The organism is Burkholderia sp. 567 (assembly GCF_040545115.1).
GTDB lineage: Bacteria > Pseudomonadota > Gammaproteobacteria > Burkholderiales > Burkholderiaceae > Burkholderia > Burkholderia ambifaria.
On the sequence record NZ_JBEPLG010000005.1, the window covers coordinates 166,394 to 189,953 of the forward strand.

The following is a 23,560-nucleotide window of genomic DNA, read 5'->3' on the forward strand; positions in this document are numbered from 1 at the left end:
ATCACGCCAGGTATTCCACCATGACAGCGACCGCTACTCTCCGCTGGCTCGGGGTGCGCCGGATCGGCGCAACGCTCGTTGCGCTCTGGTGCTGCACCGTTGCCGCGCAGCCCTTGCCGGCCGCCGACACCGCCACCCGCACCGCGCCGGTGGCCGCTGCCGCCGCACCGAACGCCGCACCCAACGCGACGCCCGCGCCGACCTGCAACGCCGACGGCGGCCCGGCAGGCCGGGCGCCGGTCGGCCTCGTGCTGTCCGGCGGCGGCGCGCGCGGCTACGCGCACCTCGGCGTGCTGAAGGTGCTCGAGGAGAACCGCATCCCGATCGACTGCATCGCCGGCACCAGCATGGGCGCCGTGGTCGGCGGCCTGTATGCGAGCGGCATGGCCGCCGACGAGATGCAACAGCGGCTGTCCGAGGTGAACCTGGCCGACATCGCCTTCGACGTGACCGACCGCGCGGATCTGCCGCAAACCAGCCGCGAGGACGAGCGCCTGTACATCAACAGCCTGACGCTCGGCTTCGGCAAGAAAGGCGTGAAGGCACCGGTGGGCCTCGTCCAGGGCAACCGGCTGCAGGCGCTGCTCGCGAATTGGACGGCCGCCGTGCCGACCAACCAGCCGTTCGACCAGTTGCCGATCCCGTATCGCGCGGTCGCGACCGACCTGCAGACGGGCCAGATGGTGGTGCTGGACCACGGCTCGCTGCCGCTCGCGATCCGCGCGAGCATGGCGATGCCCGGCCTGTTCGCGCCGGCCGAGATCAACGGCCGCGCGCTCGTGGACGGCGGGCTCGTCAGCAACCTGCCGGTCGACACCGCGCGGCGCATGGGGGCGAAGGTCGTGATCGCCGTCGACATCGGCTCGCCGCTGCGTCCGCTCGACGCGCTCGCGTCGCCGGCCGACGTGATGCAGCAGATGGTCGGCATCCTGATCCGCCAGAACGTGACGTCGCAGCGCCAGCAGCTCGCCGCGCAGGACGTGCTGCTCACACCCGACCTCGGCGCGCTCGCGTTCACCGATTTCCAGAACGCCAAGCAGGCGATCGCCGCCGGCGCGGCCGCCGCGACCGCGGCGCTGCCGCGGCTCAAGCGCTTCGCGCTCACGCCGGAACAGTACGCGGCCTACCGGTCCGCCCATGCGCAGCCGCTGCCGCCGCCGATCCGCATCACGCGCATCGAGATCAAGACGAGCGGCGGCATCCCGAAGCGCGTCGTCAGCGACGCGCTGCACGTGAAACCGGGCGACACCTACGATCCGGCGACCGTCAGCCAGGACCTGCTCGGGCTGACGACCGGCGGCAATTTCGAGAGCGTGACGCAGCAGATCGTGAGCCACGGCGACGAGAACGTGCTCGTGGTCGATGCGCGCGAGAAATACTGGGGGCCGAATTTCCTGCTGTTCGGCGTCGGGATGTCGAGCAGTTCGACCGACGAAGGCGGCTTCCGCCTGCACGTCGGCTACCGGCGGCCGTGGCTCACCGAATCGGGGCTCGAGTTCCGCGCGGATACGACGATCGGCAGCGATTTGCTGTCGGCGCGCGTCGAATTGCGCCAGCCGTTGCCGGCCGCGTACGGTTTCTACATTTCGCCCTATGCGGAATATCAGCGTCGCTACGTGAACCTGTACGACGACAGCGGCGAGGTGAAACTGAACCAGTATCTGATGCAGACGGCACGCACCGGGATCGACTTCGGGCTGCCGATCGGCCGGCTCGGCGACCTCCGGATGGGCATCGGCTACGCGACCGGGCACGGCTCGCCGAACTACAACCTGCCGTTCTCGTTCGATGACGGCAGCTCGACGCTGATCTGGCCGAGCTTCACGTCGCAGGCGCTGACCGCGCGCGCGCGGCTCGTCATCGATCAGCTCGACGATCCGATGTTCCCGCGCCGGGGCTACTACAGCGAATTCCGCGTCGAACGCTCGCTGTGGTCGCACAACAGCCAGTCCGCGGCGAACCTCGCCGATACGTCGAACACGCCTTACACCGAGATCTACGGCAAGGCGATGATCGCGCAGCAGTTCGGCCGGCACAGTGTCAGCGCGACGATCGAGGGCGGCAAGAGCATCGGCGGCACCAACCTGATTAACGCGTTCAACTTCACGCTCGGCGGCTTCCAGCATCTGGCCGCGTATGCGGCCGACCAGTTGACCGGCAACGAACTCGCGTACGCGAACGTGACTTACATGAACCAGCTGGCGACGTTCAACGCGTCGCCGATCAAGGCGCTGTCGGTGGGCGCCAGCGCGGAAGTCGGCAACGTGTGGTCGAGCGGCGTGCAGGTGGGCGGTGGCGCGCTCAAGCAGAGCTATACGTTCTTCACGAGCCTGTCGACCGCGTTCGGTCCGCTGTACATGGGCGTCGCGCTCGCGCCGGGCGGGCGGCGCAACATCTACCTGCAGCTCGGCCGCACGTATTGACCGTGGCGGGCGGCGGTCGCCGGACCGGCATTCGCGGCGCGGCGACCCCGTTGCCCGGCCACGCCGGCCGGGCCGTCAGATCGGCCAGCTGATCTCGAAACGCGCGCCGCCGAGTTCGACCGGGTCGACGACCGCGATCCGGCCGTTGTGCGCGTGCAGCACCTGCCGCGTGATCGCGAGGCCGAGCCCGTAGCCGCCGGTACGGCGGTCGAGGCGCACGAACGCGTCGAAGATCCGCTCGCGTTCGTCTTCCGGCACGCCCGGGCCGTCGTCCTCGACGAAGATCGCGATGTTGCCGTGCTCGATCGAGATGCCGACCACGATCCGCGCGTTCGCATACTTGCTCGCATTGCGCAGCAGGTTGCGCATCGCATACGACATCAGCCGCCGGTCCATCTTCACGCGCAGGTCCGACGCGATCGCGATGCGCGACTCGATCGCGCGCTCCGGATACAGCAGCTGCGCATCGCTGACCTGGTGCTCGAACCACGCGACCGGCGCGGTCAGCTCGATATTCGACTGCAGTGAGCTGTATTCGAGCCGCGCATACGTGAGGCTCATGTCGATCAGCTCCTCGAGCTCGGTCACGTCCTGCGCGATGCTCTCCAGCGCACCGTGATATTCGGCGGCGGAGCCCGGTTCGCGCAGCATCTCGAGCGCGAAGCGCACGCGCGCGAGCGGCGTGCGCAGCTCGTGCGAGATCCCGTTCGTCAGGTCGCGCTGCGCGGCGATCAGGCGTTCCATGCGCATCGCAAGCGCATTCAGCGTGCGCGCGAGCGGGCCGATGATCACGCTGTGCGACTCCCGCGCGCGCGTGTTGAAGCGCCCGCCGGTGAAGTCGATCGCACGCTCGCGCACCATCACCAAATCCGACCAGACCGGCCGCATCCACCGGTACGCGGCGAGCGCGGGCGCGGCGAATATGAACGCGAGCACGATCCAGATGTCGCCCGGCAGCGCGTCGAACGCGTGCCACACGACTTCCGGCGACAACACCACGCCCAGCGCGAGCGCCGGCACGAGCGCGGTCAGCAGCACGAGGCCGAGCAGATGCAGGTAGGTGCGCACGTACAGGCGCGACCAGCTCGGAATGCGGTCGGCGCGCGTGTCGGTCCACGCGCGGCGGAAGTGCAGCCAGCGCCATTTGACATAGCGCAGCGTCGAGAGCGGCGGTGCGTCGGGGTGCGAAGGCGTGCGTCGGATCATCGCGGCTTCCGGCTATCGTGCGAGATGGGGATACTGCGGCCGGCGGCGTCGCGTGGGGGCGGCGTCATTCCCACGCATGCTTGCTGAACTGGTAACCCTTGCTGCGGATCGTCTTGATCCGCTGCGGGTTGCCCGCATCGTCGAGCAGCTTGCGGCGCAGCTTCGAGATGCGCCCGTCAATCGTGCGGTCGAGGCCGTCGAACTCGACGCCGCGCAGCTGCAGCATCAGGTCGTCGCGGCTGACGACCTCCCCCGCATGGCACACCAGCACCCACAGCAGGTCGAACTCCGCCGACGTGAGGTCGGGCGAGCCGCCGCCGGGCAGCACGACCGAGCGGTCGGTGCGGTCGATCGAGAACTGGCCGAACGTGTAGCGCTCCGGCTGCGCCGCGGGGCCCTGGGCCGCGCGCGCGGGGACACGGCGCAACTGCGCCTTGATCCGCGCGAGCAGGATGCGCGGCTCGACCGGCTTGTGCACGTAGTCGTCGGCGCCGAATTCGAGGCCGAGCAGTTCGTCGAACGGCTCGTCGCGCGCCGTCACCATGATGATCACGCCGTCGTACGCCTTGCGCGCTTCGCGGCAGATCTCGAAGCCGTCCTTGCCCGGCAGGTTCACGTCGAGAATGACGAGATCCGGGCGCATGGACAGGATCGCCGGCACCGCGGCGTCACCATGCAGCACAGTGTCGACTTCGTAGTCGTTCTTGCGCAGGTAGCCGGCGATCAGCGTGGACAGGCGGGTGTCGTCTTCGACGAGCAGGATGCGAAAAGACATGGGCAACGGTCGGATCATACGGGGGGACCGCGGCGGCGACAGGCTTGCGCCCGCTGCCGGCCAGCGGCCGAAACGTACCGCATGATACTGCGCCCGCCGCTTGCCCGTTTGGAGATCTGACAAATAAGGGCGCGATGGCGGCCGTGCTTGACGAACCGGCGCCGAAACGGTTCCATACGGGCTCCCTGGAAACCGGGCCCCGCGCCCGCCCTGCCTCACGTGATGAACTACCAGCCGATCCTCCAACGCATCCATACCGAACTCGCCCCGTGGATCGGGCAAGGGCGCGTCGCCGACTACATTCCCGAGCTCGCGAAGGTGCCGGCCGACAAGTTCGGGATGGCCGTCGTGACGCTCGACGGAAACGTTTACACCATCGGCGACGCGCACGAGCGTTTCTCGATCCAGAGCATCTCGAAGCTGTTCGCGTGCACGCTCGCGTTCCAGCTGCTCGGCGACGCGCTGTGGGAACGGGTCGGCCGCGAGCCATCCGGCACCGCGTTCAACTCGCTCGTCCAACTCGAGAGTGAACGCGGCAAGCCGCGCAATCCGTTCATCAATGCCGGCGCGCTGGTCGTCACCGACGTGCTGTGCCGCCGCTTCGTGCGCGCCGAGACGGCGCTCGTTGAATTCGTCCGACGGCTGATCGGCCACAACGATGTCGATTACGATTCGCGCGTCGCGCTGTCGGAGTTACAACACGCAGAACGCAACCGCGCGATGGCGCATTTCATGTCGAGCTTCGGGAATATGCAGATGCCGCCGGAAACGGTGGTCGACGCGTACTGCCGCCAGTGCGCGATCACGATGAACTGCGTGGAGCTCGCGCAAGCCGCGCTGTTTCTCGCGAACGGCGGCGTCGCGCCCGTCACCGGCGAGCGCATCCTCGATGCGAGTTCGGCGAAGCGGCTGTCGGCGCTGATGCTGACCTGCGGCACCTACGACGCGGCGGGCGACTTCGTCTATCGCGTGGGGCTGCCCGCGAAAAGCGGCGTCGGCGGCGGGATCGTCGCGGTGCTGCCGGGCGAAATGGCCGTGTGCGTGTGGGCGCCGGGGCTCGACGCGAACGGGAACTCGTTGGCGGGGACGCTGGCGCTGGAGTGGTTGACGACGTATTCGGGGCGGTCGATTTTTTGAGATGGCGGAGTTAGGCGTGCCTCAGGTGGCGCGACGGCGGCGGGTGAATATCGGCACCGACAGCGTTCGCCCCGTGTCGGTCCGTGAAGCCCGCCGCGCGTCGATGGTGGGTCGAATCCCCAAGGTCAAACGGTCGTTCCGCCACGTGCACTCACCGATAGGCTGTCGGCTATCGAGGACAGTCACGCGCGTCCGGTAACAGTCGGATCCTGCGTCCGCATGCCGGTGGGCCGTCGACGACGCCAGTGTGGCAAAGTTGCGTACATGGACCCACGCATCACTCCATCCAACAGCGTTTGAGGATCGGCCTCGCTGATAATGCAGGCCAGACACCGCACTCCAATCAAGCTTGGTAAGGCATAATTGCTTAATTCGTTGTCTACCGGCGACGTACAGTCAGAAAGGGCTCGTAATGACAGTCAGAATCTCGCTTTTCAATCATAAGGGCGGAGTCAGTAAAACCACGACCACCTTCAATCTGGGGTGGAAGCTGGGGCAAATGGGGTATCGTGTGCTTCTGGTGGATGCTGATCCTCAATGCAATCTAAGCGGCCTAATTTTGGGCGACCCCGACGAGAATCAATTGGAGACATTCTATAGGGGGGATTCATCTCTAAGGAATATCAGGGCAGGACTTGCTCCGGCCTTCGAGTCCCAACCGCGACCGATCCAAGCAGTCGAATGTGTAGAAGTGCCCGGGCAACCCAATATGTTTTTGCTTCCCGGGCATATCCGCCTGTCCGAATACGAGGTAACTCTCGGGATTGCACAGGAGTTGTCAGGCTCCATTCAAACGTTACAAAACCTTCCTGGCGCACTCAGTCATCTCATCGACGCTACGGCAGAGCGATACCTTGCAGACTTTGTGCTTGTTGACATGAACCCTGGCCTCGGTTCCATCAACCAGAACCTGCTGATGACCAGTGATTATTTCATTGTGCCAACAACGCCAGACTACTTCTCTGTAATGGCACTTGAGTCGCTGACCTCAGTTCTACCTCGCTGGCATTCATGGTCCGTCCGCGCTCAGCAGAATTCCGTCCTTCAAGCTGCGGCATACCCCTATCCGGCGCGCACACCAAGATTCTTGGGAACTGTGATTCAAAAATATCGCCCACGAGGTGGGTCGCCAACGGCCGGGTTTCAGCGTTGGATCGACGATATTAATGCGATGGTTTCCGGTCCGTTTCAATCGGCACTTTCCGGCGCCGGAATGATGTTACCGCTACCAAAATATCAACAAGTATATGGGATTGATACAAGCCTCTGTCTTTGCCAGATCGCGGACTTCAATACGCTGATTGCAAAATCGCAGGATAAGAGAACCCCCGTGTTTGCACTAACCGACGCCCAATTTGAGACCGAGGGGGTGGTTCTTGATAGCTACAGAAAACAGGCCCGCGATTTCGACGAGGTTTTTGCCCAACTCACAAATCGAGTGATCAGCCTGACTACAGATGAATGACGCTCTCAATAACTTTAGGGAGAACCTCAGGCGCGCACACGACCTGTTGGCATTGGCAGATCGAATTTCCGTCTTGACCACCAGCGCTGTAGATGTAAGTGATTGCCTTCGGGCTGCATTGATGCAAGGGGTAAGCGCACTTGATCACTTCGTGCATGAAATCGTCCGAATTGGCATGCTTGAGGTCCATCACGGAAGGCGAGCTCCCACCACTGCTCATTTGTCTTTCAAAGTTCCTATGTCGGCTACCCGACGGGCTGTAGCCGACGCAGCTGACGCGCAATGGCTCGATGAGGCGGTTCGCGAGGCGCATAGCTGGCTGTCATTTCAGCAACCAGAAAAAATTGCCGATGCGATTCGCTTGATATCATCGATTGCGCTTTGGGATGCGCTAAGTGCCCATCTGAATATACCGAAGCGAGACCTAAAAGCAGAGTTGATCTTGATTGTGGATCGACGCAACAAAATTGCACATGAAGCTGATATAGACCCCACGAACCCACCAGCCCGATGGCCCATAAGTGTCGCGTTGGTCCGTGACGCTCTGGATTATCTCGATCGCCTTGGTACAGCTATGATTGCAGTCATCTAACAGAAGACGCTCATACGAAATCGTTCAATCAACGAGTCTGTAACCTCTAGCTTAATTTTAAAATATTCGCTACCGAGACGCCGACCGGCCGTGTAGATACGAACATGTCCGTCGGCGAGTCGCAAAAAACGGATTCGTGGCCGTCGCATTTGCTTCCCAGCGCACTATGAGACTGTTCGATGACAAAGCTCATGTAATCGGAGGACGAAAGTCCGCTGCCAGGACGATGCCGACGTTTGAGTGTCCGGCTGATCCTGTAGATGAACGACTGAAACTGTCGAGCCGCGACGTCAAAGGCAGCGTGGCACTTACCCGTCCGCTCGGCGCAAACGGAGCCAACGGAGCCAACGGAGCAACATGTGAATTTATATTTCCAGAGTGCGAGCACGCTGGCGCTCGGTGGTTGACGCCCGATCGGGGGCGGCCGATTTTTTGAGGCGGCGAAGTTAAGCGCAATTCGGAAAAGCGTCGTCGCTGCCAAAATAGTGCCCCCCGCAGACCACTGACCCAAGCTGCGGGCGTGCCAAGCGGCCGCGCTCGCGAGCCTGACTTCTTCCAATTTGCGCCCCCCGCCCCTGCGTCGAAAATCAGCGGCCCATCTAAAAGGTAATCGTTTTGAAGTTGTCGTTTGAAGTTCTGGAGGCGCTCGATGCCATAGACCGCGCGGGCACGTTCGCCGAGGCAGCCGTGCTGATTCATCGCGTACCGTCTGCACTGTCCTACCTCGTGCAAAAGGCAGAGAGCGATCTCGGCGTCATCCTGTTCGATCGCAGCGGACGGCGTGCGCAGTTGACCGAGGCGGGACGACTGCTCGTAGAGGATGGTCGTCGTCTGCTCCAGGCGGGGCGGGAGCTGGAGAGCAAGGTCCGGGGTGTCCACGCAGGTTGGGAGGCCGAGCTCAGGCTGTGCCTCGACGAGATTCTGCCGCTCCCATCGTTGTGGCCGCACGTGCGTGCTTTCTATGACATGAAGCTGACCACACGGCTGCGACTATCGACCGAAGTGCTCGGTGGCGTATGGGACGCGCTCGTCACGGGGCGAGCGGATATCGCGATCGGTGCCGCTGGGGAGCCGCCGCACGCGCCGAACATCGCGGCAAGGCCGATCGGCCTGTTGCGCCATGTTTTCGTCGTGGCGCCGCATCACCCGCTCGCCGCGGTCGAACAACCGCTCGACAGCGATACCATTTCAAGCCATCGCGGCGTCATCATCAGCGACACGTCGCGCGCCCTCGAGCCGCGATCGGTGGCGATTCATGACGGGCAACCGGTCATCATCGTGCCGACCCTGGCCGCGAAACTCGACCTCCTTTGCGAAGGCATGGCCGTCGGCATGCTGCCCGCGCCCGTCGTCGAGGAGGCGATCCGTCAGGGAAAGCTCGTCGAGCGGCGCGTAATCGGCGTGCGGGACCATACAACCTGCTACCTCGGCTGGCGTGAGGACAAGACCGGACGCGCATTGAAATGGTGGATCAACCGACTGGATCAGATCGATCTGATCTCCACGCTGTTCAGCACGCGCGGCGTCGCGACCTGACGCACATGTCCGTACCCGGGACGCCACGCGACGAACCGGTTTCTTGCCGGCCCACTAGAATGGTCGACGACATCCACGCAGCGGTCGTTTTTCCGAATCCACCGAAGTGACTTTTGGGAGAGCATCAGTCATGCAACCGGAACACGCTTCAGATCGCGCAGCCACCGACCACGCAGGCAACACCCACACGCACGCACCGATTCCACCGATCGTGCCGGCGCAAACCGCGCTGGTCGTCATGCATTACCAGACCGACATCCTCGGGCTCTTTCCGTCGGTCGCGCCCACCCTGCTCGCCAACACGCGCAAGCTGTGCGATGCGGCGCGGGCCGGCGGCGTCCACGTTTGCTTCGCCAATCTCCGTTTCAGCCCCGGCTATCCGGAAGTCAGTCCGCGCAACAAGAACGGCCAGGGGATCAAGCAACTCGGCCTGTTCGTCGACGACGGCCCGTGCCCGGAGCTTGGCCGGCTGGACAGCGAGCCGCTGATCGCCGCGCATCGCGCAAGCGTGTTCTTCGGCACCGACTTGCAGGCGCGACTCGTCGCGCAGGGTATCGATACGCTGATCCTGGTCGGGATTGCGTCAACCGGCGTCGTGCTGTCGTCGGTTGCGCACGCAAGCGATGCGGATTTCCGGCTGTATACGGTGAAGGACTGCTGCTACGACCCGGATCAGGTCGTGCACGAGCATCTGTTCGCGACGGCGTTTGACACGCGCACGACGGTGCTGTCGCTCGACGATGCGTTGCACTTGCTCGCGTAGACGCGCAACGCATGCGCCGCGCGCGCCGGCCGGAACGCTCCGGGCCGGCGCATCCTGCGTGACTTCGTGCGTAGCTTCGTGCGTTACTTCGCGATATACACGCCCGACGTCGGGCACGTGCCCTGCGTATTGCCGTCCGTCACGAGCGATGCCGCGCTCGGAAACTGCGAGGCCGCCGTCGTCTTCACCGCGATCCACGCTTCCGTGAAATAGCTGACGCCGTTGGTCTTCGTGCACTTCAGCGACACCGCGCTGCGCGTGTTGCTGCCGAACGCGCCCTCGAACGCGGACAGCAACTGATTGCGCGTCACCACCTTGCCCGCGTTCGCCTGCAGGAACGTGTTGAACGACGTGTTGCCGAGCCGGCTGACCATGCCGGTCGCCTCGTTCCAGTAAGTGTCCGGCGTGGCCGAATTCGAGCAGGTGCCGTGCTTGAACCATTCGTGCTTGTCGAGGCACGACGCCACGCCCGGCATGTAGGTCGACAGCGTGTTGCGGGTCGCGGTGCTCACCGGATACGCATCCATGCTGCACCACTGGTGCGCGTTGTCGAGATCGATGTCGCTCTGCGGCACGCCGCAGTAGAACGGCTGGTTGCCGTCATACCGGTTCGGCCACAGGCCATGCAGCGACAGGCTCGTCGCCGCATACGTGCCGGCGAGGTTCGTACACTCCGGCGTATCGTGCGACGCGCAGAAGCCGGGCTCCCACGAAGCCGCGAGCAACAGGTAGTCGTAGCTGGTCTGCGCGGTGGCGTGCAGCGAGGCGGATGCGACGGCGAGTGCGGCCGCGGCGCGGGCGAGCGTCTTGAGCATGGCGTTTCCTCGGAAAAGGCTTGCGGTCGCGGGATGCGCCGCAAGATTGTCGAATGTCTGCCCGCGATTGTTGCCGACGCAACATGGCATCAATATGAAGGTGGACCAAGGAATTCGTGACGTGGCGCAGTGCCGATGTGTTCCGGTTCGCCGATCGATGCCTCAGTGCGGCGGCGCCCCGCGATCATTTCGCCGACGCGGCTTCCGATCCGCCCGGCGACAACGCCGCGCTGTCCTGCTCGCGCCACGCGCGGCGCGACGCGATGATCGCCGTCACGGCCGAGCGCGCGACCTTCCACCACGCGAACGGCCGCGGATCGGCGAGCATGCTGAGCGCCCGCGCATAGTCGAGCGTGAGCCCGGGCGTCCAGGCCATCGTCACCGCGCGCTTGCGGATCTGCGCGGCGACCCATAGCTCGGGCGTGAGCAACAGCCGGACGAACGCGCCCCACCCTGCCCGCTCGCCCTTGAGCCGCCACACCGCGCCGTCGAGTGCCGCTTCGAGCGCGTTCGACACGGTGCTCGAGCAGTTGCGGTGCGTGAGGTTGTACGTCACGGTCTGCCGGTACGACGACCAGAAGGCGTCCAGCTTCGCCGGATCGTAGTTGCGGATCCGCACGCGCACGGTCGACGGACACCACGCCTTCGATTCGGTCGCATAGTCGGGCTGGAACAACCCCGGCACGTCGTTCTCGCGCGTGGCGCGCAGCAGCCGCGTGAATTCGTCCGGAGAACGATCGATCTCGACGGCCGGATACAGGCTGATGTAGATGCCCTCGGGCGACTCCAGCGCCGCATGGCCGGTCGAGATCACGCCGTTGACGTCCACCGCCGCGATGTAGCGGTCGATCACCGGGTAGCGCTGCGCTTCGGCCTTCGACGTGCCGGTGGGCGTCCACACGTGCACGGTGAGCGCGCGCTCGTGATCGGCTGGCGGGCCGTCCCATTCGGATTGCGTGAAGCGCGGAACGTCGGGCGCCGTGTCGATGTCGGGCACGATCGCGGGCGCCGGCGACGTCACGAACGCGGGGTTGCGCGTGAGCCGCCGCACGCGTGCGGCGAGGCTCAGCATGTGCATTCCGCCGAACATCAGCAGCAGGCCGAGGCAGTACGGCACGGTGCCCGCATAGTGGGTCGGGTACGGCTGATAGAAGAAGATCGCGAGCAGGATCTCGACGACGCCCCATGCGAACGCGACGTTCCAGCGCCGGTAACGCACCATCCACGCGGACGTGCACTGCAGCAGCCCGTCGACGAGGAACAGCGTGCCGAAGATCATCGACAGCAGGAAGTGGCCGTGATGATGGCCCGCGAACACGAGCCCGGCGGCCACCACGACCGCGATGCCCTTCACGTAGCGCAGGATGCGCTGCCCGCCGACGCCGCTGCCGGCCACCGCGAGCGTCGCGAGCCCCTCGATCAGGAACAGCCACGCGAACAGTTCGATCGGAAAATGCAGCGCGCCGTCGAGCGCGTCGATGAAGATGCCGACGCCCGCGACGACCCACAGCCAGCCCAGCACGGTCAGCCCGCGCCAGCGCGTTCGCAGATATTCGATGCCCAGCAGCAGCAAGACCAGTCGTACCATTGCGCCCTCGTATCATTTTTTTCGGGATACGCGATGGCCACGCGTCTCCTGTCGTGCCGACCGCGCGTCGTGCGATGCGCAAGCCGGAAGGCGGGGAATGCTGGCCGGCGCGTCATGCGTCGGCATGACCGATGGCGGCCGGCGCGCGCCGCTCCGGCCAAATAATAAGATATGACGGAGCCGGTTGAAAGCCTGCCGAAAACGTGTCCGGCTGCTTCGGACGCCACGGCATGCTGCAAGACACGGCACGATCGGCAGCGTTGCCGCAACAGATTTCCCGTTCGACAACGCGCGCCGGATACGCGAGAATCGCCGCTCCGAGGGCGAAAGCCACCTTAAACCGCAAAGACGGAACTACAAGAAATGCGCATTTCGATCACGCGCCGGCGCCTGCTGGCCGCCGGCATGGCTGCGGCCAGCCTCCCGCTGTCCGGCTGCTTCACGCCGAAGCTGTACAAGGAGAGCGCGTACCACGAACAGGTATCCGCGTTCATGATCACCGAAGACGGCAAGAAACTCGTCGTCCTCGGCCAGGATTACCATTACATCTTCGATCTGCCAGCCTCGCTGCGGCCCGTGCTGCAGTCCGGCTACCGGAAGTCGCTGCACACCCAGTTCACCGACTTTCGCGGGAACGGCAGCGGCGTGACCGGCCACTACCGGATTCTGTTGCCGAAGGACGCATCGGCGAACGATCAACAGGCCGCGACCGCCGACGGCTTCACCGCTGCGCAGGCCGGGCTCGTGCTCGAAGGCGACATCGGCGGCAAGCGCTACTCGACCGAAGGTTTCGCCGACAAGGCCAAGGACAAGGACAACGCGGCACAAGCGTTCAACCACCCGTACAACGTCTACGTCAGGGAATCGCCGTCCGTGGTCGGCATGGGCTTGCGGATCCTCGCGACGCCGGTCACGGTCGCCGCCGACGGCGTGCTCGTGCTGGGCGGCATCGTGCTCTTGCCGATCGCGGTCATCGCGATCGAGGCGAACGGCGGCCTGCGGATCATGTAACGGCCACGGCGACGGTGACGCTCGCCTGCCATGCACGCGCTCGCACCCCGAACGCAAACCGGAGCATCGACATGACGACCTCGCCGCTTCACACCCCGCCGCTCGGCCCGCAACTCAAGCGCTGGCGCACGCTGCGCCGCGTGAAGCAGAGCCATGCGGCCGAGCTGTTCGGCGTCGCGCAATCGACGATCTCGCGCTGGGAAGCCGGCATCCAGCAGATGTCGCCCGACGAGCGCGCGACAGCCGAGCGGCTGCTTGCCGCGCGTCTCGATTCGGCCGGCGACCACGCGCTCGCGCGGCTGATCGCGAGCAGCACGGCCCGCATGCATCTCGTGTGCGACCTCACGCATCGCTTGCTCGCCTGCTCGCCGGCGCGCGCGGCCGAGTTCTCGCGGCCGCTGCCGGCGTTGCTCGGTACCTCGCTGTGGCGCTATGCGTCGCCGGAAATCGTGCGCATGGAAGCCGCGCTCGACCCGCTCGGCTGGCACGATCGCGCGGGGCCGCCGAGCGTCGAATTCGCGACCGGCACCAATGCGTCGCGCGTCGTGCCGATCCGCGGCAGCACCTGCCGGTGGACGCGCATGACGCTGTCGGACGGCTCCGCCGCGCGGCTCGTCGAAACGCTGTAGCACGTCTGCAAGCCGCCGGACCTTGGCGCCCCACGCATATTTCATGCGTGGACGCGGCGCATCCGCACGGCGTACGCTTGACGGCTCCATTCAAGTATTGCGCCGACGATGAACCTCGACACGATCCACGCGCGGCTCGATTTCCTGCGCGAAGCCGAACGCCTGAAAGACGTGCTGCGCAGCGGCCACACGTCGACGGGCCGTCCCGAAAGCACCGCGGAGCACAGCTGGCGACTGTGCCTGATGGCGCTCGTGTTCGCCGATGCGCTGCCCGACGTCGACACGACGAAGCTGCTGAAGCTGTGCGTCGTCCACGATCTCGGCGAAGCGCTGCACGGCGACATCCCTGCTATCGAGCAGGCCGCGCATCCGGACAAGAGCACGCACGAACGCGACGACCTGCTGACGCTGACGGCCGGGCTCGATCGCGCGCTGCGCGACGAGATCGTCGCGCTGTGGGATGAATACGAGGCGGCCGAATCACCTGAAGCGCGCGCCGCGAAGGCGCTCGACAAGCTGGAGACGATCCTGCAGCACAACCAGGGCAGCAATCCGCCCGACTTCGACTACGCGTTCAATCTCGGCTACGGGCGGCGCTACACCGACACGACGCCGCTGTTCGACGCGATCCGCGCGATCGTCGACGCGGACACGCAACGCCGGATCGACGCACGCGGCGACGGCGCGTAAGCTCGCGGAATCGGCCGCATGGCACCGCGCGCCGCATTTGCGCGAGGCTCGCCGCATGACGCAGAACATCTATGACGATCCCGCCTTCTTCGAAGGCTACAGCCGCCTGAACCGCTCGGTGCACGGGCTCGCCGGTGCGCCCGAATGGCCCGCGCTGCGCGCGCTGCTGCCGGCGCTGCGCGGCGCCAACGTGCTCGACCTCGGCTGCGGCTATGGCTGGTTCAGCCGCTGGGCGGCCGAACAGGGCGCGGCGAGCGTGCTGGGTATCGACGTGTCCGAACGCATGCTCGAACGCGCGGCGTCGACGGCCGCGCACCCGGCGATCACGTACCGCCGCGCCGACCTCGAAACGCTCGCGCTGCCGGATGCCGCGTTCGATCTCGCGTACAGCTCGCTTGCGTTCCACTACATCGCACATCTCGACACGCTGCTGCGCACGATCCATCGCGCGCTCGTGCCGGGCGGGCGGCTCGTGTTCTCGATCGAGCATCCGATCTATACGGCGCCCCGGCGGCCCGGCTTCATCGTCGACGCGCAGGGCGAGCGCTCGTGGCCGCTCGACGGTTATCAGCGCGAAGGCGAACGCGTGACCGACTGGCTCGCGCCGGGCGTCGTCAAACAACATCGCACGCTCGGCACGCTCGTGAACCTGCTGATCGGCAGCGGCTTCACGCTCACGCACCTGAACGAATGGGGGCCGACGCCGGAACAGGTCGATGCGATGCCCGCACTCGACGAGGAACGTGATCGGCCGATGATGGTGATCGTGGCTGCGCAGCGGTAGCGGATACCGGACGGTGTTCATATAAACGCCATCACATGTTCGGTACATCTTTAGCCGCTATGCGGCGCTCAAAATCCGGCGCCGAAGATTCTCAATTTAATTTAACAAAAATGACAGTCAGCAACAATTATCCCCTTTCACAAAAATAGATACTTGAAAAATCACCCGTCTAAAATCTACCCTGCTCTTTACACAATACGCATCGAACGGTAGGGCGGCAGGCCGGACAGCCCTACCGGCATGACGCGATGCGGGGATTGCTTGAACTGAAATCGGGGAGCTCGAATGATTCAAAATAAGCATCATCAACATGTCGTTCACGCGACATTCTCGAAGCGCTCCTTCGATGCCGTTTCAACTGCAATTTCAAACAGAAGCTTGACGGGATCGTGTGTTCTTATTGGCGGAGACTGGCATCTCGGCCCGCTCCAGGAGCGCAACACCAAAACGCTGTCGGCATGGTTCTCCGAGAATTTTGGCTACGTTCCCGAAAATTTATCGACAAACATCCCAGCTCTCAGCAAGGGTGCCAAAATTTTTGCATGGGTGAACCCGTTGGCGTCAGATGAATATCTGAACTTCATACATTGGGTGAGTTTCCAACCCGTGCAAGAATTTTCCTTGATCCCGGTTCCCGAAAGCGCGCCCGACTCCGCCGCAGGGAATTTTCACGATATCGCGATTTTTCTCGACGATGCAGTTGAGAAAAAGACGAGCGACATCAGCCATTACATCCGGGAATGGGATGTCCTAACCGACGAAAATGCAGATTTTAGGCTAATCGGCCGCACCGGAAAAATCCAGTCGCTCCCGTCATCGCACTTCGACCAGTACATCGTTGACGCCGTAACTAGGGAATGGGAACCATCTCCAATAGTCGCATTGCGCATAATCGAAAAACTTGCTTCAGAGAAGCAAGCATTCCCGGGAGACATTTTTCTTTATCATCGATTCGAGAAACTTTGCTCGAGCGGCATCATTGAAAAGCAAGCTGACGTCAGCATCGCCCAAACCCTGATACGGGCAACGCCCCTTTAACGCTTGTCATGCGCCAGCCCCATCGGCCCTGCTACGCACGACCTCATTCACACACCGCCCCCCTCCGCCCCACCGGAGCGAACGCCACCGCGCTCGCGGTCGCGAGCACGGCCACGCCGGCCGCGCCATACACCATCACCCAACCGAACCCGTGCACGAGCGCCGCGTGCAGCGCCGTGCCGTTCGGGTCGGCCTGCGCGAGCGCCGGCCCGATCGCATGCAACCCGTCGGTGCGGCCCGACGCGATCTGCTGCGCCAGCGTGCGCAACGCCCCCGCATCGACCGCCCCCGCCACGCCCGCCTTCAGGCTCGCGACGATCCCCGCGACCAGCACGAAGCCCATCGCCGCGATATTCAGCGCGAGCGAGATCATCCGCGCGCTCATGTCGATGCCGGACGCCATCCCGGCCCGCGAACCCGGCACCGCGCCCGTCGTCGTGTTCGTGACCGGCGTGTTGGTGAGCCCGAGCCCGATGCCGGCGATCACGCAGCCGGGCAGCATCGTAAGCCAGCTCGCGTGGTCGACGCCGCTGCCGATCCGCATCAGCACGAAACCGGCCGCGATCGTGAACAGGCCGCCCGGAATGACGACACCGGGCCCGTAGCGCAGCGCGAGCCGCTCGCCGAACGGCGGCGCGACCAGCGTCGGCAGCGTGTACGCGAGCAGCGCGAGGCCGGCCGTCACGCTGTCGTACCCAAGCGCGACCTGGAACCAGATCGGCAGGTAGATCATGAACGGCCAGAAACTGAAGTTCATCCCCATCGAGCCGAAAATCGCGCCGGTGAACGCGCGAATCCGGAACACGGAGAAGTCGAACATCGGCCGCGCGCTCACGCGCTCCGCGACGACGAAGCCCGCCAGCGCAAGCACGGTCGCGCCGAGCACGCCGAGGCCGGCCGCGCTCGTGAGCCCCAGCTCCGCGCTTTGGGTGATATAGAACGCGAGGCCGAGCACGGCGAGCGACAGCGTGACGATGCCCGCGACGTCGAGCGTGCCCGCGTGCGGATCGCGCGACTCCCGCACCGCGCCACCGATCAGCACGAGCGCGACGGCGGCGAGCGGTGCGTGGACGAGAAACACCCAAGGCCAGCTCGCCAGCGCGACGATCGCGCCGCCGACGATCGGCCCGAAGCCGAGCCCGATCCCGAACACGATTCCCCAGATCCCGAACGCGCGCCCGCGCTCGCGCCCTTCGCGGAACTGGTGCGACAGCACCGCGATCTGGCAGATCAGCATCGCGCCGCCGCTCGCGCCCTGCAGCAGCCGGCCCGCGACGAGCACCGGCACGTTCGGCGCGAGCCCGCACAGCAACGACGTCGCGCCGAACAGCACGGTGCCGATCACGTACACGCGCTTGCGGCCGAAGCGGTCGGCGAGCGTGCCGGCCGCCATCAGCACCGTGGTGCACGCGATCGTGTACGCGTTCATGATCCACTGCATGCCATTGAAGTCGCCGTGCAGCACGTGTTCGAGCGTCGGCAGGATCACCGGCACGCTCGAGATCTCGAGGCCGAACATCAACGATGTGAGACAGACGGCCGCGAGCGCGACCGCATTCCTGCGGGAGTCGGATAGCGTCATGCATATTGCGCGACGACCCGCAACAGGCCGCGCGCCTCCAGGTGAGAAGGATTCGCCGCGTGCGGCCGGCAACGCACGCTGGACGGGAATCGGTACTATAGTGAGAATTCCTGTCCCCATTGACGCGTCCTTTTCTCCAGACTGGGGAACTACAGGACTCAATCAGCGCAACCCGCCATGACCGACAGACTCGACGGCGTCACGACCTTCGTCCAGGTAGTGGAATCCGGCAGCTTCGCGCTTGCCGCGGAACGGCTCGACATGACGCGCTCGGCGGTCGGCAAGGCGATCGCGCGGCTCGAGAAACGGCTCGGCGCGCGACTGCTGCAGCGCACGACCCGCAGCCAGAGCCTGACCGACGACGGCCAGGCATACTACGACCGCTGCGTGCGCGCGCTGTCGGAACTCGAAGCGGCGGAAGCCGATCTCGATTGCGGCCGCAACGAAGCGCGCGGCAAGCTGCGGCTGAGCGTGCCGCTCGCGTTCGGGCATCACTGCGTGACGCCGATCGTGCTCGATCTCGCACGCACCTATCCGCACCTGCGGATCGACGTGTCGATCACCGACCGTTTCGTCGATCTGGTCGAGGAAGGGATCGATCTAGCGATACGGATCGGCACGCTGGCGGATAGCACGAGCCTCGCGGTGCGGCGGCTCGGCACGCAATACGGCAGCCTTGGCGCATCGCCGTCGTATCTCGCGCGCTACGGGATGCCGCAATCGCTCGACGACCTGCGGAATCACCGGACGATCGCGTATTCACGCTCGGGCGTCGCGCAACCGTGGGACCTGCGCGCGCCGGAGGGCTCGACCGTGCGCGTCGACATGCAGCATCAGCTCAGCTTCGACGACGTGCAGGCGATCGCGACGGCCGGTGCGGCGGGGTTCGGGATCGCATGGCTGCCGAGCTGGCTGCTCGATCATTACGTGAAGCGCGGCGAGATGGTCGTCGTGCTCGACCGCTGCTTTGTGTGCGAAGGCGACATCCACGCGATCTGGCCGAAAACGCGCTATCTGCCGCGCAAGACGCGCTGCGTGATCGACGCGCTCGTGCAGGCGGTACCGCCGATGATTGAGCGCTGAGCGCAGGCGAGAAGAATGGAAATGCGCTGAAACCGACACGCCACCCGGGCGTGTCGGAACATCACGCCGCGCCGAGATCGGCGAGCGGATGCGCGAACAGCTTCCACGGCGAGGTCAGGAAATGCCGCACGCGCTCGGCGCGCAGCTCGACGAGCGACGCCGGCGCCCAGCGCGGCTTGCGATCCTTGTCGACGAGATGCGCGCGCACGCCTTCGCAGAAGTCGCCCTCCTCGATTGCGCGCGCGACGATGCCGAGCTCCATCCGGAACGACTCGGCCAGCGTCATCTGGCGGCCGCGCAGCAGCGCTTCGCGCGTCACGCACAGCATCGTCGGCGAATGGCCGGCGAGCGCATCGAGCGTCGCCTGCAGCCATTGACGATGCTCGCGCGACAGCTCGTCGCGCGCGAGATCCTGCTTCAGCGTCGCGACGATCCGCTCGACGGTCGAGCGCTTGTCGAAGTGCCGGACGATCCACGCCATCTGCGTGTCGAGCGCCGCATGCGGCACGACATTGCACGGCGGCTCGAACACCTTGCGCAGCGCCGGCAGCACGTCGCCGTCCCACTTGACGCTCTCGATGCGCGTCTCGAACGTATCGAGCCACGACGACGGCACGCACAGGTCCGCGAGCTTCGCGCTCAGCGCGTCGGCACCCGACAGCATCGCGCCGGTCAGCCCCACGTACAGTTCGAGCTCCACCGGCATGCGCGACAGGAAATGCGTCGCGCCGACGTCGGGCACGAGGCCGATGCGCGTCTCCGGCATCGCAATCTTGCTGCGCTCGGTCGCGACACGCAGCGCCGCGCCTTGCGCGAGCCCCATCCCGCCGCCCATCGTCACGCCGTCCATCAGCGCGACCACCGGCTTCGGGAACGTGTGGATCGCATGGTCGAGCCGGTACTCGTCGACGAAGAACGGCAGCCAGGTCTCGCGCTGCGCGACCATCCGGTACAGCGCACGCACGTCGCCGCCCGCGCAGAAGCCCTTCTCGCCCGCCCCGCGCAGCACGACCGCGACGATCTGATCGTCGGTGCGGCAACGCTCGAGCAGCGCGGCCAGCTCGCCGATCATCGGATAGGACAACGCATTGAGCGCGGCCGGCCGGTTCAGCGTGATCAGCGCCACGCGGTTCACCACGCGGAACAGCACCTCCGGCGCGGATTGCGCGACGCGCTCATGAGTCGTGACCGGCGTGCTCATGGTTGCGCCTCCCCATCGGTGTGCCATTGCGGCGCGCGCTTGCCGAGAAACGCGGCCACGCCTTCGCGCGGATCGTTCGTGTCGAACAGGTCGACGAAGCGCTCGCGCTCGACCGCGAGCGCCGCGCTGCGCGGCACGCCGCGGCGTGCGAGGCCGATCAGCTCCTTGCTGTATGCCACCGCATGCGGGCTTTGCCGCGCGACGTTGCGCGCGAGCGCCAGCGCCGCATCGCGTGCCGCGCCGCTCTCCACCACGTCCTCGACGAGGCCGATCCTGAGTGCCGTCGCCGCGTCGACGCGCGTGCCGGCCAGGATGATCTTCTTCGCCCAGCCTTCGCCGACGAGCCAGGGCAGCGTCTGCGTGCCGAGCCCGCACGGCAGCAGGCCGACCGACGGTTCGGGCAGCGCCATCTGCGCGTGCGTCTCGGCGATCCGCAAATCGCACGCGAGCGCGCATTCGAGGCCGCCGCCCATCGCATAGCCGTTGATCGCCGCGATCGTCACGACCCGCGCGTCATGCAGCGCCTCGAACGCCGCACCGAAACGCGCGGCCATCGCGCGCGCGACCGCGCGGTCGCCATCGGCGAACGTGTTCAGGTCGGCGCCCGCGCTGAAGAACTTCGGGCCGTCGCCGGTGATCACCAGCGCGCGCACGCGCGGGTTCGCGTTCAGCTCGGCGACGGTGTCCTGCAGCTGCCGCAGCCCGTCGGCGGTAAAGGCGTTCGCGGGCGGACGCTTGAGCGTCGCGCACGCGATCGCGCCGTCGTCGACGTAGTCCAGTTCGATCATGAGGCGTCCTTCTTCGTGGCCGGTTGGTACAGGCGGATCACCGCCGAGAAATCGAGTTGCCCGTCGCCGCGGCTGCTCATCGCCTGGTACAGCTGCTGCGCGAGCGCGCCGAGATAGACGGGCTGGCGCGCCTGCTTCGCGGCATCGTTCGCGAGGCCGAGATCCTTCAGCATCAAGTCGGTGCCGAAGCCGCCGCTGTAGCCGCGCGACGACGGCGCGGTGGCGATCACGCCCGGATACGGGTTGTAGGTGTCCGAGCTCCAGCAGCGGCCCGTCGACGTGTTGACGATGCCGGCCAGCACCTTCGGGTCGATGCCGAGCGCGACGCCGAGCGACATCGCCTCCGATACGGCCGCCATCGAGATGCCGAGCACGAGGTTGTTGCAGACCTTCGCGACCTGCCCCATCCCCGTCGCGCCGCAGTGGACGATGTTCTTGCCCATGCCGGCGAGCACGGGCTTCACGCGCTCGAAATCGGCGTCGCTGCCGCCAACCATGAAGGTCAGCGTGCCGGCCGCCGCGCCGCCGGTGCCGCCCGACACCGGCGCATCGACGAACGCGCCGCCGTGCTCGCGCACGAGCGCGCCGAACGCCTGCGCGCTCGCCGGGTCGATCGTGCTCGAGTCGATCACGGTCGCGCCGGCGTCGAGGCCGGCCAGCACGCCGTTTTCACCGGCGAGCACCGAGCGCACGTGCGGCGCGGCCGGCAGCATCGTGATCACGAACGTCGCGCCCGAGGCCGCATCGCGCGGCGATGCGGCCGCCTGCGCGCCGGCGTCCTGCAGCGCGCGCAATGCATCGGCGCTCAGGTCGAACGCATGCACTTCATGGCCAGCCTTGAGCAGGTTCAGCGCCATCGGCGCACCCATGTGGCCCAGTCCGATAAAACCGATCTTCATGTTCGTCTCCTGCCCGGCTCAGTGCAGCCGGATCGTCGTGTTCACCGGGCCGGCCGTCGTGTCGTCGTCGAACCAGCGCGCGGTGACCGTCTTCGTCTGCGTGTAGAACTGCACGACCTGCTTGCCGTACGGGCCGAGATCGCCGAGCTTCGAGCCGCGCGAGCCGGTGAAGCTGAAGAACGGTACCGGCACCGGAATCGGGATGTTGATGCCGACCTGGCCGACGTCGATCTCGCTCTGGAACTTGCGCGCGGCCGCGCCGCTCTGCGTGAAGATGCCCACGCCGTTGCCCATCGGGTTCGCGTTGACGAGCGCGATCGCCTCGTCGAGCGTGTCGACTTCCATCACGACCAGCACCGGCCCGAAGATTTCATGGGTGTAGACCGTCATCTCGGGCTTCACGCCCGAGAAGATCGTCGGCCCGATGAAGTTGCCTTCCTCGAAGCCGGCAACCTTCACGTCGCGGCCGTCGAGCTCGAGCTTCGCGCCTTCCTTGATGCCCGCGTCGATCAACGACAGGATGCGCGCCTTTGCGCCGCGCGACACGACCGGCCCGACGTCCGTGCCCGCTTGCGAGCCCGCGTTGACCTTCAGCGTCTGCGCCTTCGCGACGATGTCCGGCAGCCAGTCGCGCGCGCGGCCGACCAGCACCGCGACGGAGGTCGCCATGCAGCGCTGGCCGGCCGCGCCGAAGCCCGCGCCGACCAGCGCATTGATCGCCTGCTCGCGGTTCGCGTCGGGCAGCAGGATCGCGTGGTTCTTCGCGCCCATCATCGCCTGCACGCGCTTGCCGTGCTGGCTGCCGAGGTTGTACACGTGCGTGCCGACGGCCGTCGAGCCGACGAACGAGATCGCCTTCACGAGCGGATGCGTGCAGATCGCATCGACCACTTCCTTGCCGCCATGCACGACGTTCAGCACGCCCTTCGGCACGCCGGCCTCGATCGCGAGCTCGACGAGCTCCATCGTCGACATCGGGTCCTGCTCCGACGGTTTCAGCACGAACGTGTTGCCGCACACGATCGCCATCGGGAACATCCACAGCGGAATCATCGCGGGGAAGTTGAACGGCGTGATGCCCGCGCATACGCCGAGCGGCTGGCGCAGCGTGTAGGTGTCGACGCCGCCCGCGACGTTTTCGGCGAACTCGCCGAGCTGCAGCGTGCCGATCGAGCATGCGTGCTCGACCACCTCGAGGCCGCGGAAGATGTCGCCTTCGGCGTCGGGCAGCGTCTTGCCCTGCTCGGCCGTCAGCGTCTTCGCGATGCGCTGCAGGTTCGCGCGCACGAGATCCTGGAACTTCAGCATGATGCGCATGCGCGCGGCGATCGGCGTGTTCTTCCACGTCGCGTACGCCTCCTGCGCGGCCTGCACGGCCGCGTCGACTTCCGCGACGGTCGCGAACGGCACGCGCGCGAGCACCTGCTGGGTCGCCGGGTTGACGATGTCGCGCCACTCGCTCGTGGTGGACTCGAGGAAAGCGCCGTCGATCAGCAGCTTGACCGTCGGCACGTCTTGCCCCGTGCGGGGCGTCGGATTCGCGTTCATCGATGCA

General features: G+C 65.7%; 21 protein-coding genes. 12 read left to right on the forward strand and 9 right to left on the reverse strand.

What is annotated here, in order from left to right:
• Positions 1-20: 20 nt before the first annotated feature.
• Entirely contained in the window at positions 21-2,423 is a 2,403-nt protein-coding gene (locus ABIC50_RS16575) for a patatin-like phospholipase family protein (protein WP_175663422.1), read from the forward strand.
• A gap of 75 nt (positions 2,424-2,498) precedes the next feature.
• Here the strand turns inward: ABIC50_RS16575 and ABIC50_RS16580 are convergent, their stop codons facing one another.
• Positions 2,499-3,629, reverse strand: a complete 1,131-nt coding sequence (locus ABIC50_RS16580; protein ID WP_105830322.1) for an ATP-binding protein — start codon at positions 3,627-3,629, stop codon at positions 2,499-2,501.
• A gap of 64 nt (positions 3,630-3,693) precedes the next feature.
• The gene (locus tag ABIC50_RS16585) at positions 3,694-4,404 is read right to left on the reverse strand and encodes a response regulator (RefSeq protein WP_354165513.1); all 711 of its coding nucleotides are present in this window, start codon (positions 4,402-4,404) and stop codon (positions 3,694-3,696) included.
• A gap of 222 nt (positions 4,405-4,626) precedes the next feature.
• Here ABIC50_RS16585 and ABIC50_RS16590 point away from each other — a divergent pair, with 222 nt between their 5' ends.
• The 5 genes from ABIC50_RS16590 (at position 4,627) to ABIC50_RS16610 (ending at position 9,897) form a co-directional block, all read left to right on the forward strand.
• On the forward strand, positions 4,627-5,541 hold the full coding sequence (locus tag ABIC50_RS16590; protein ID WP_175726542.1) for a glutaminase: 915 nt from the start codon (positions 4,627-4,629) through the stop codon (positions 5,539-5,541).
• Between the two features lie 412 nt (positions 5,542-5,953).
• Positions 5,954-7,006, forward strand: a complete 1,053-nt coding sequence (locus ABIC50_RS16595) for a ParA family protein (protein WP_354165515.1) — start codon at positions 5,954-5,956, stop codon at positions 7,004-7,006.
• Positions 6,999-7,598: a hypothetical protein gene (locus tag ABIC50_RS16600; RefSeq protein ID WP_354165518.1), complete on the forward strand. Its 600-nt coding sequence runs from the start codon at positions 6,999-7,001 to the stop codon at positions 7,596-7,598. The genes ABIC50_RS16595 and ABIC50_RS16600 overlap by 8 nt, the downstream gene beginning before the upstream one ends.
• A gap of 615 nt (positions 7,599-8,213) precedes the next feature.
• Positions 8,214-9,134: a LysR family transcriptional regulator gene (locus ABIC50_RS16605; RefSeq protein ID WP_229081631.1), complete on the forward strand. Its 921-nt coding sequence runs from the start codon at positions 8,214-8,216 to the stop codon at positions 9,132-9,134.
• Positions 9,135-9,264: 130 nt separating this feature from the next.
• The gene (locus tag ABIC50_RS16610; RefSeq protein ID WP_354165520.1) at positions 9,265-9,897 is read left to right on the forward strand and encodes a cysteine hydrolase family protein; all 633 of its coding nucleotides are present in this window, start codon (positions 9,265-9,267) and stop codon (positions 9,895-9,897) included.
• 83 nt (positions 9,898-9,980) lie between these two features.
• On the opposite strand, the gene ABIC50_RS16615 is transcribed toward ABIC50_RS16610, so the two are convergent.
• The gene (locus ABIC50_RS16615; RefSeq protein ID WP_175742156.1) at positions 9,981-10,712 is read right to left on the reverse strand and encodes a ribonuclease T2; all 732 of its coding nucleotides are present in this window, start codon (positions 10,710-10,712) and stop codon (positions 9,981-9,983) included.
• A 184-nt stretch (positions 10,713-10,896) separates the two neighbouring features.
• Positions 10,897-12,300 (reverse strand): HdeD family acid-resistance protein, encoded by a 1,404-nt coding sequence (locus ABIC50_RS16620; protein WP_011659355.1) that lies wholly within the window; start codon positions 12,298-12,300, stop codon positions 10,897-10,899.
• A 363-nt stretch (positions 12,301-12,663) separates the two neighbouring features.
• Between ABIC50_RS16620 and ABIC50_RS16625 the strand changes: the two genes are divergently transcribed.
• The 5 genes from ABIC50_RS16625 (at position 12,664) to ABIC50_RS16645 (ending at position 16,452) form a co-directional block, all read left to right on the forward strand.
• On the forward strand, positions 12,664-13,311 hold the full coding sequence (locus ABIC50_RS16625) for a hypothetical protein (protein ID WP_354165522.1): 648 nt from the start codon (positions 12,664-12,666) through the stop codon (positions 13,309-13,311).
• A 71-nt stretch (positions 13,312-13,382) separates the two neighbouring features.
• Positions 13,383-13,940 carry a helix-turn-helix domain-containing protein gene (locus tag ABIC50_RS16630; protein WP_175667268.1) on the forward strand — a complete coding sequence of 186 codons (558 nt, stop codon included), beginning with the start codon at positions 13,383-13,385 and terminating at the stop codon, positions 13,938-13,940.
• A gap of 108 nt (positions 13,941-14,048) precedes the next feature.
• Positions 14,049-14,630 carry an HD domain-containing protein gene (locus ABIC50_RS16635; RefSeq protein ID WP_354165524.1) on the forward strand — a complete coding sequence of 194 codons (582 nt, stop codon included), beginning with the start codon at positions 14,049-14,051 and terminating at the stop codon, positions 14,628-14,630.
• Between the two features lie 55 nt (positions 14,631-14,685).
• Entirely contained in the window at positions 14,686-15,414 is a 729-nt protein-coding gene (locus tag ABIC50_RS16640) for a class I SAM-dependent methyltransferase (protein WP_354165527.1), read from the forward strand.
• A gap of 285 nt (positions 15,415-15,699) precedes the next feature.
• Positions 15,700-16,452, forward strand: a complete 753-nt coding sequence (locus ABIC50_RS16645) for a DUF3658 domain-containing protein (protein ID WP_354165529.1) — start codon at positions 15,700-15,702, stop codon at positions 16,450-16,452.
• Positions 16,453-16,495: 43 nt separating this feature from the next.
• On the opposite strand, the gene ABIC50_RS16650 is transcribed toward ABIC50_RS16645, so the two are convergent.
• Entirely contained in the window at positions 16,496-18,034 is a 1,539-nt protein-coding gene (locus tag ABIC50_RS16650) for an MFS transporter (RefSeq protein WP_354165531.1), read from the reverse strand.
• A 177-nt stretch (positions 18,035-18,211) separates the two neighbouring features.
• Here ABIC50_RS16650 and ABIC50_RS16655 point away from each other — a divergent pair, with 177 nt between their 5' ends.
• Positions 18,212-19,117: a LysR family transcriptional regulator gene (locus ABIC50_RS16655; protein ID WP_354165532.1), complete on the forward strand. Its 906-nt coding sequence runs from the start codon at positions 18,212-18,214 to the stop codon at positions 19,115-19,117.
• A gap of 61 nt (positions 19,118-19,178) precedes the next feature.
• Here the strand turns inward: ABIC50_RS16655 and ABIC50_RS16660 are convergent, their stop codons facing one another.
• From ABIC50_RS16660 to ABIC50_RS16675, 4 genes are read right to left on the reverse strand one after another with little or no spacing between them, the layout of a single operon-like run.
• Positions 19,179-20,318, reverse strand: coding sequence for an enoyl-CoA hydratase/isomerase family protein (locus ABIC50_RS16660; protein WP_354165534.1), 1,140 nt, complete (start codon positions 20,316-20,318; stop codon positions 19,179-19,181).
• Complete coding sequence (locus tag ABIC50_RS16665; RefSeq protein WP_011659362.1) at positions 20,315-21,106, reverse strand: enoyl-CoA hydratase; 792 nt, start codon at positions 21,104-21,106, stop codon at positions 20,315-20,317. The genes ABIC50_RS16660 and ABIC50_RS16665 overlap by 4 nt, the downstream gene beginning before the upstream one ends.
• Positions 21,103-22,005, reverse strand: coding sequence for a 3-hydroxyisobutyrate dehydrogenase (gene mmsB / locus ABIC50_RS16670; RefSeq protein ID WP_006761413.1), 903 nt, complete (start codon positions 22,003-22,005; stop codon positions 21,103-21,105). Before mmsB ends, ABIC50_RS16665 begins: the two co-directional genes overlap by 4 nt.
• An 18-nt stretch (positions 22,006-22,023) precedes the next feature.
• Positions 22,024-23,553: a CoA-acylating methylmalonate-semialdehyde dehydrogenase gene (locus ABIC50_RS16675; RefSeq protein WP_011659364.1), complete on the reverse strand. Its 1,530-nt coding sequence runs from the start codon at positions 23,551-23,553 to the stop codon at positions 22,024-22,026.
• Positions 23,554-23,560 lie beyond the last annotated feature (7 nt).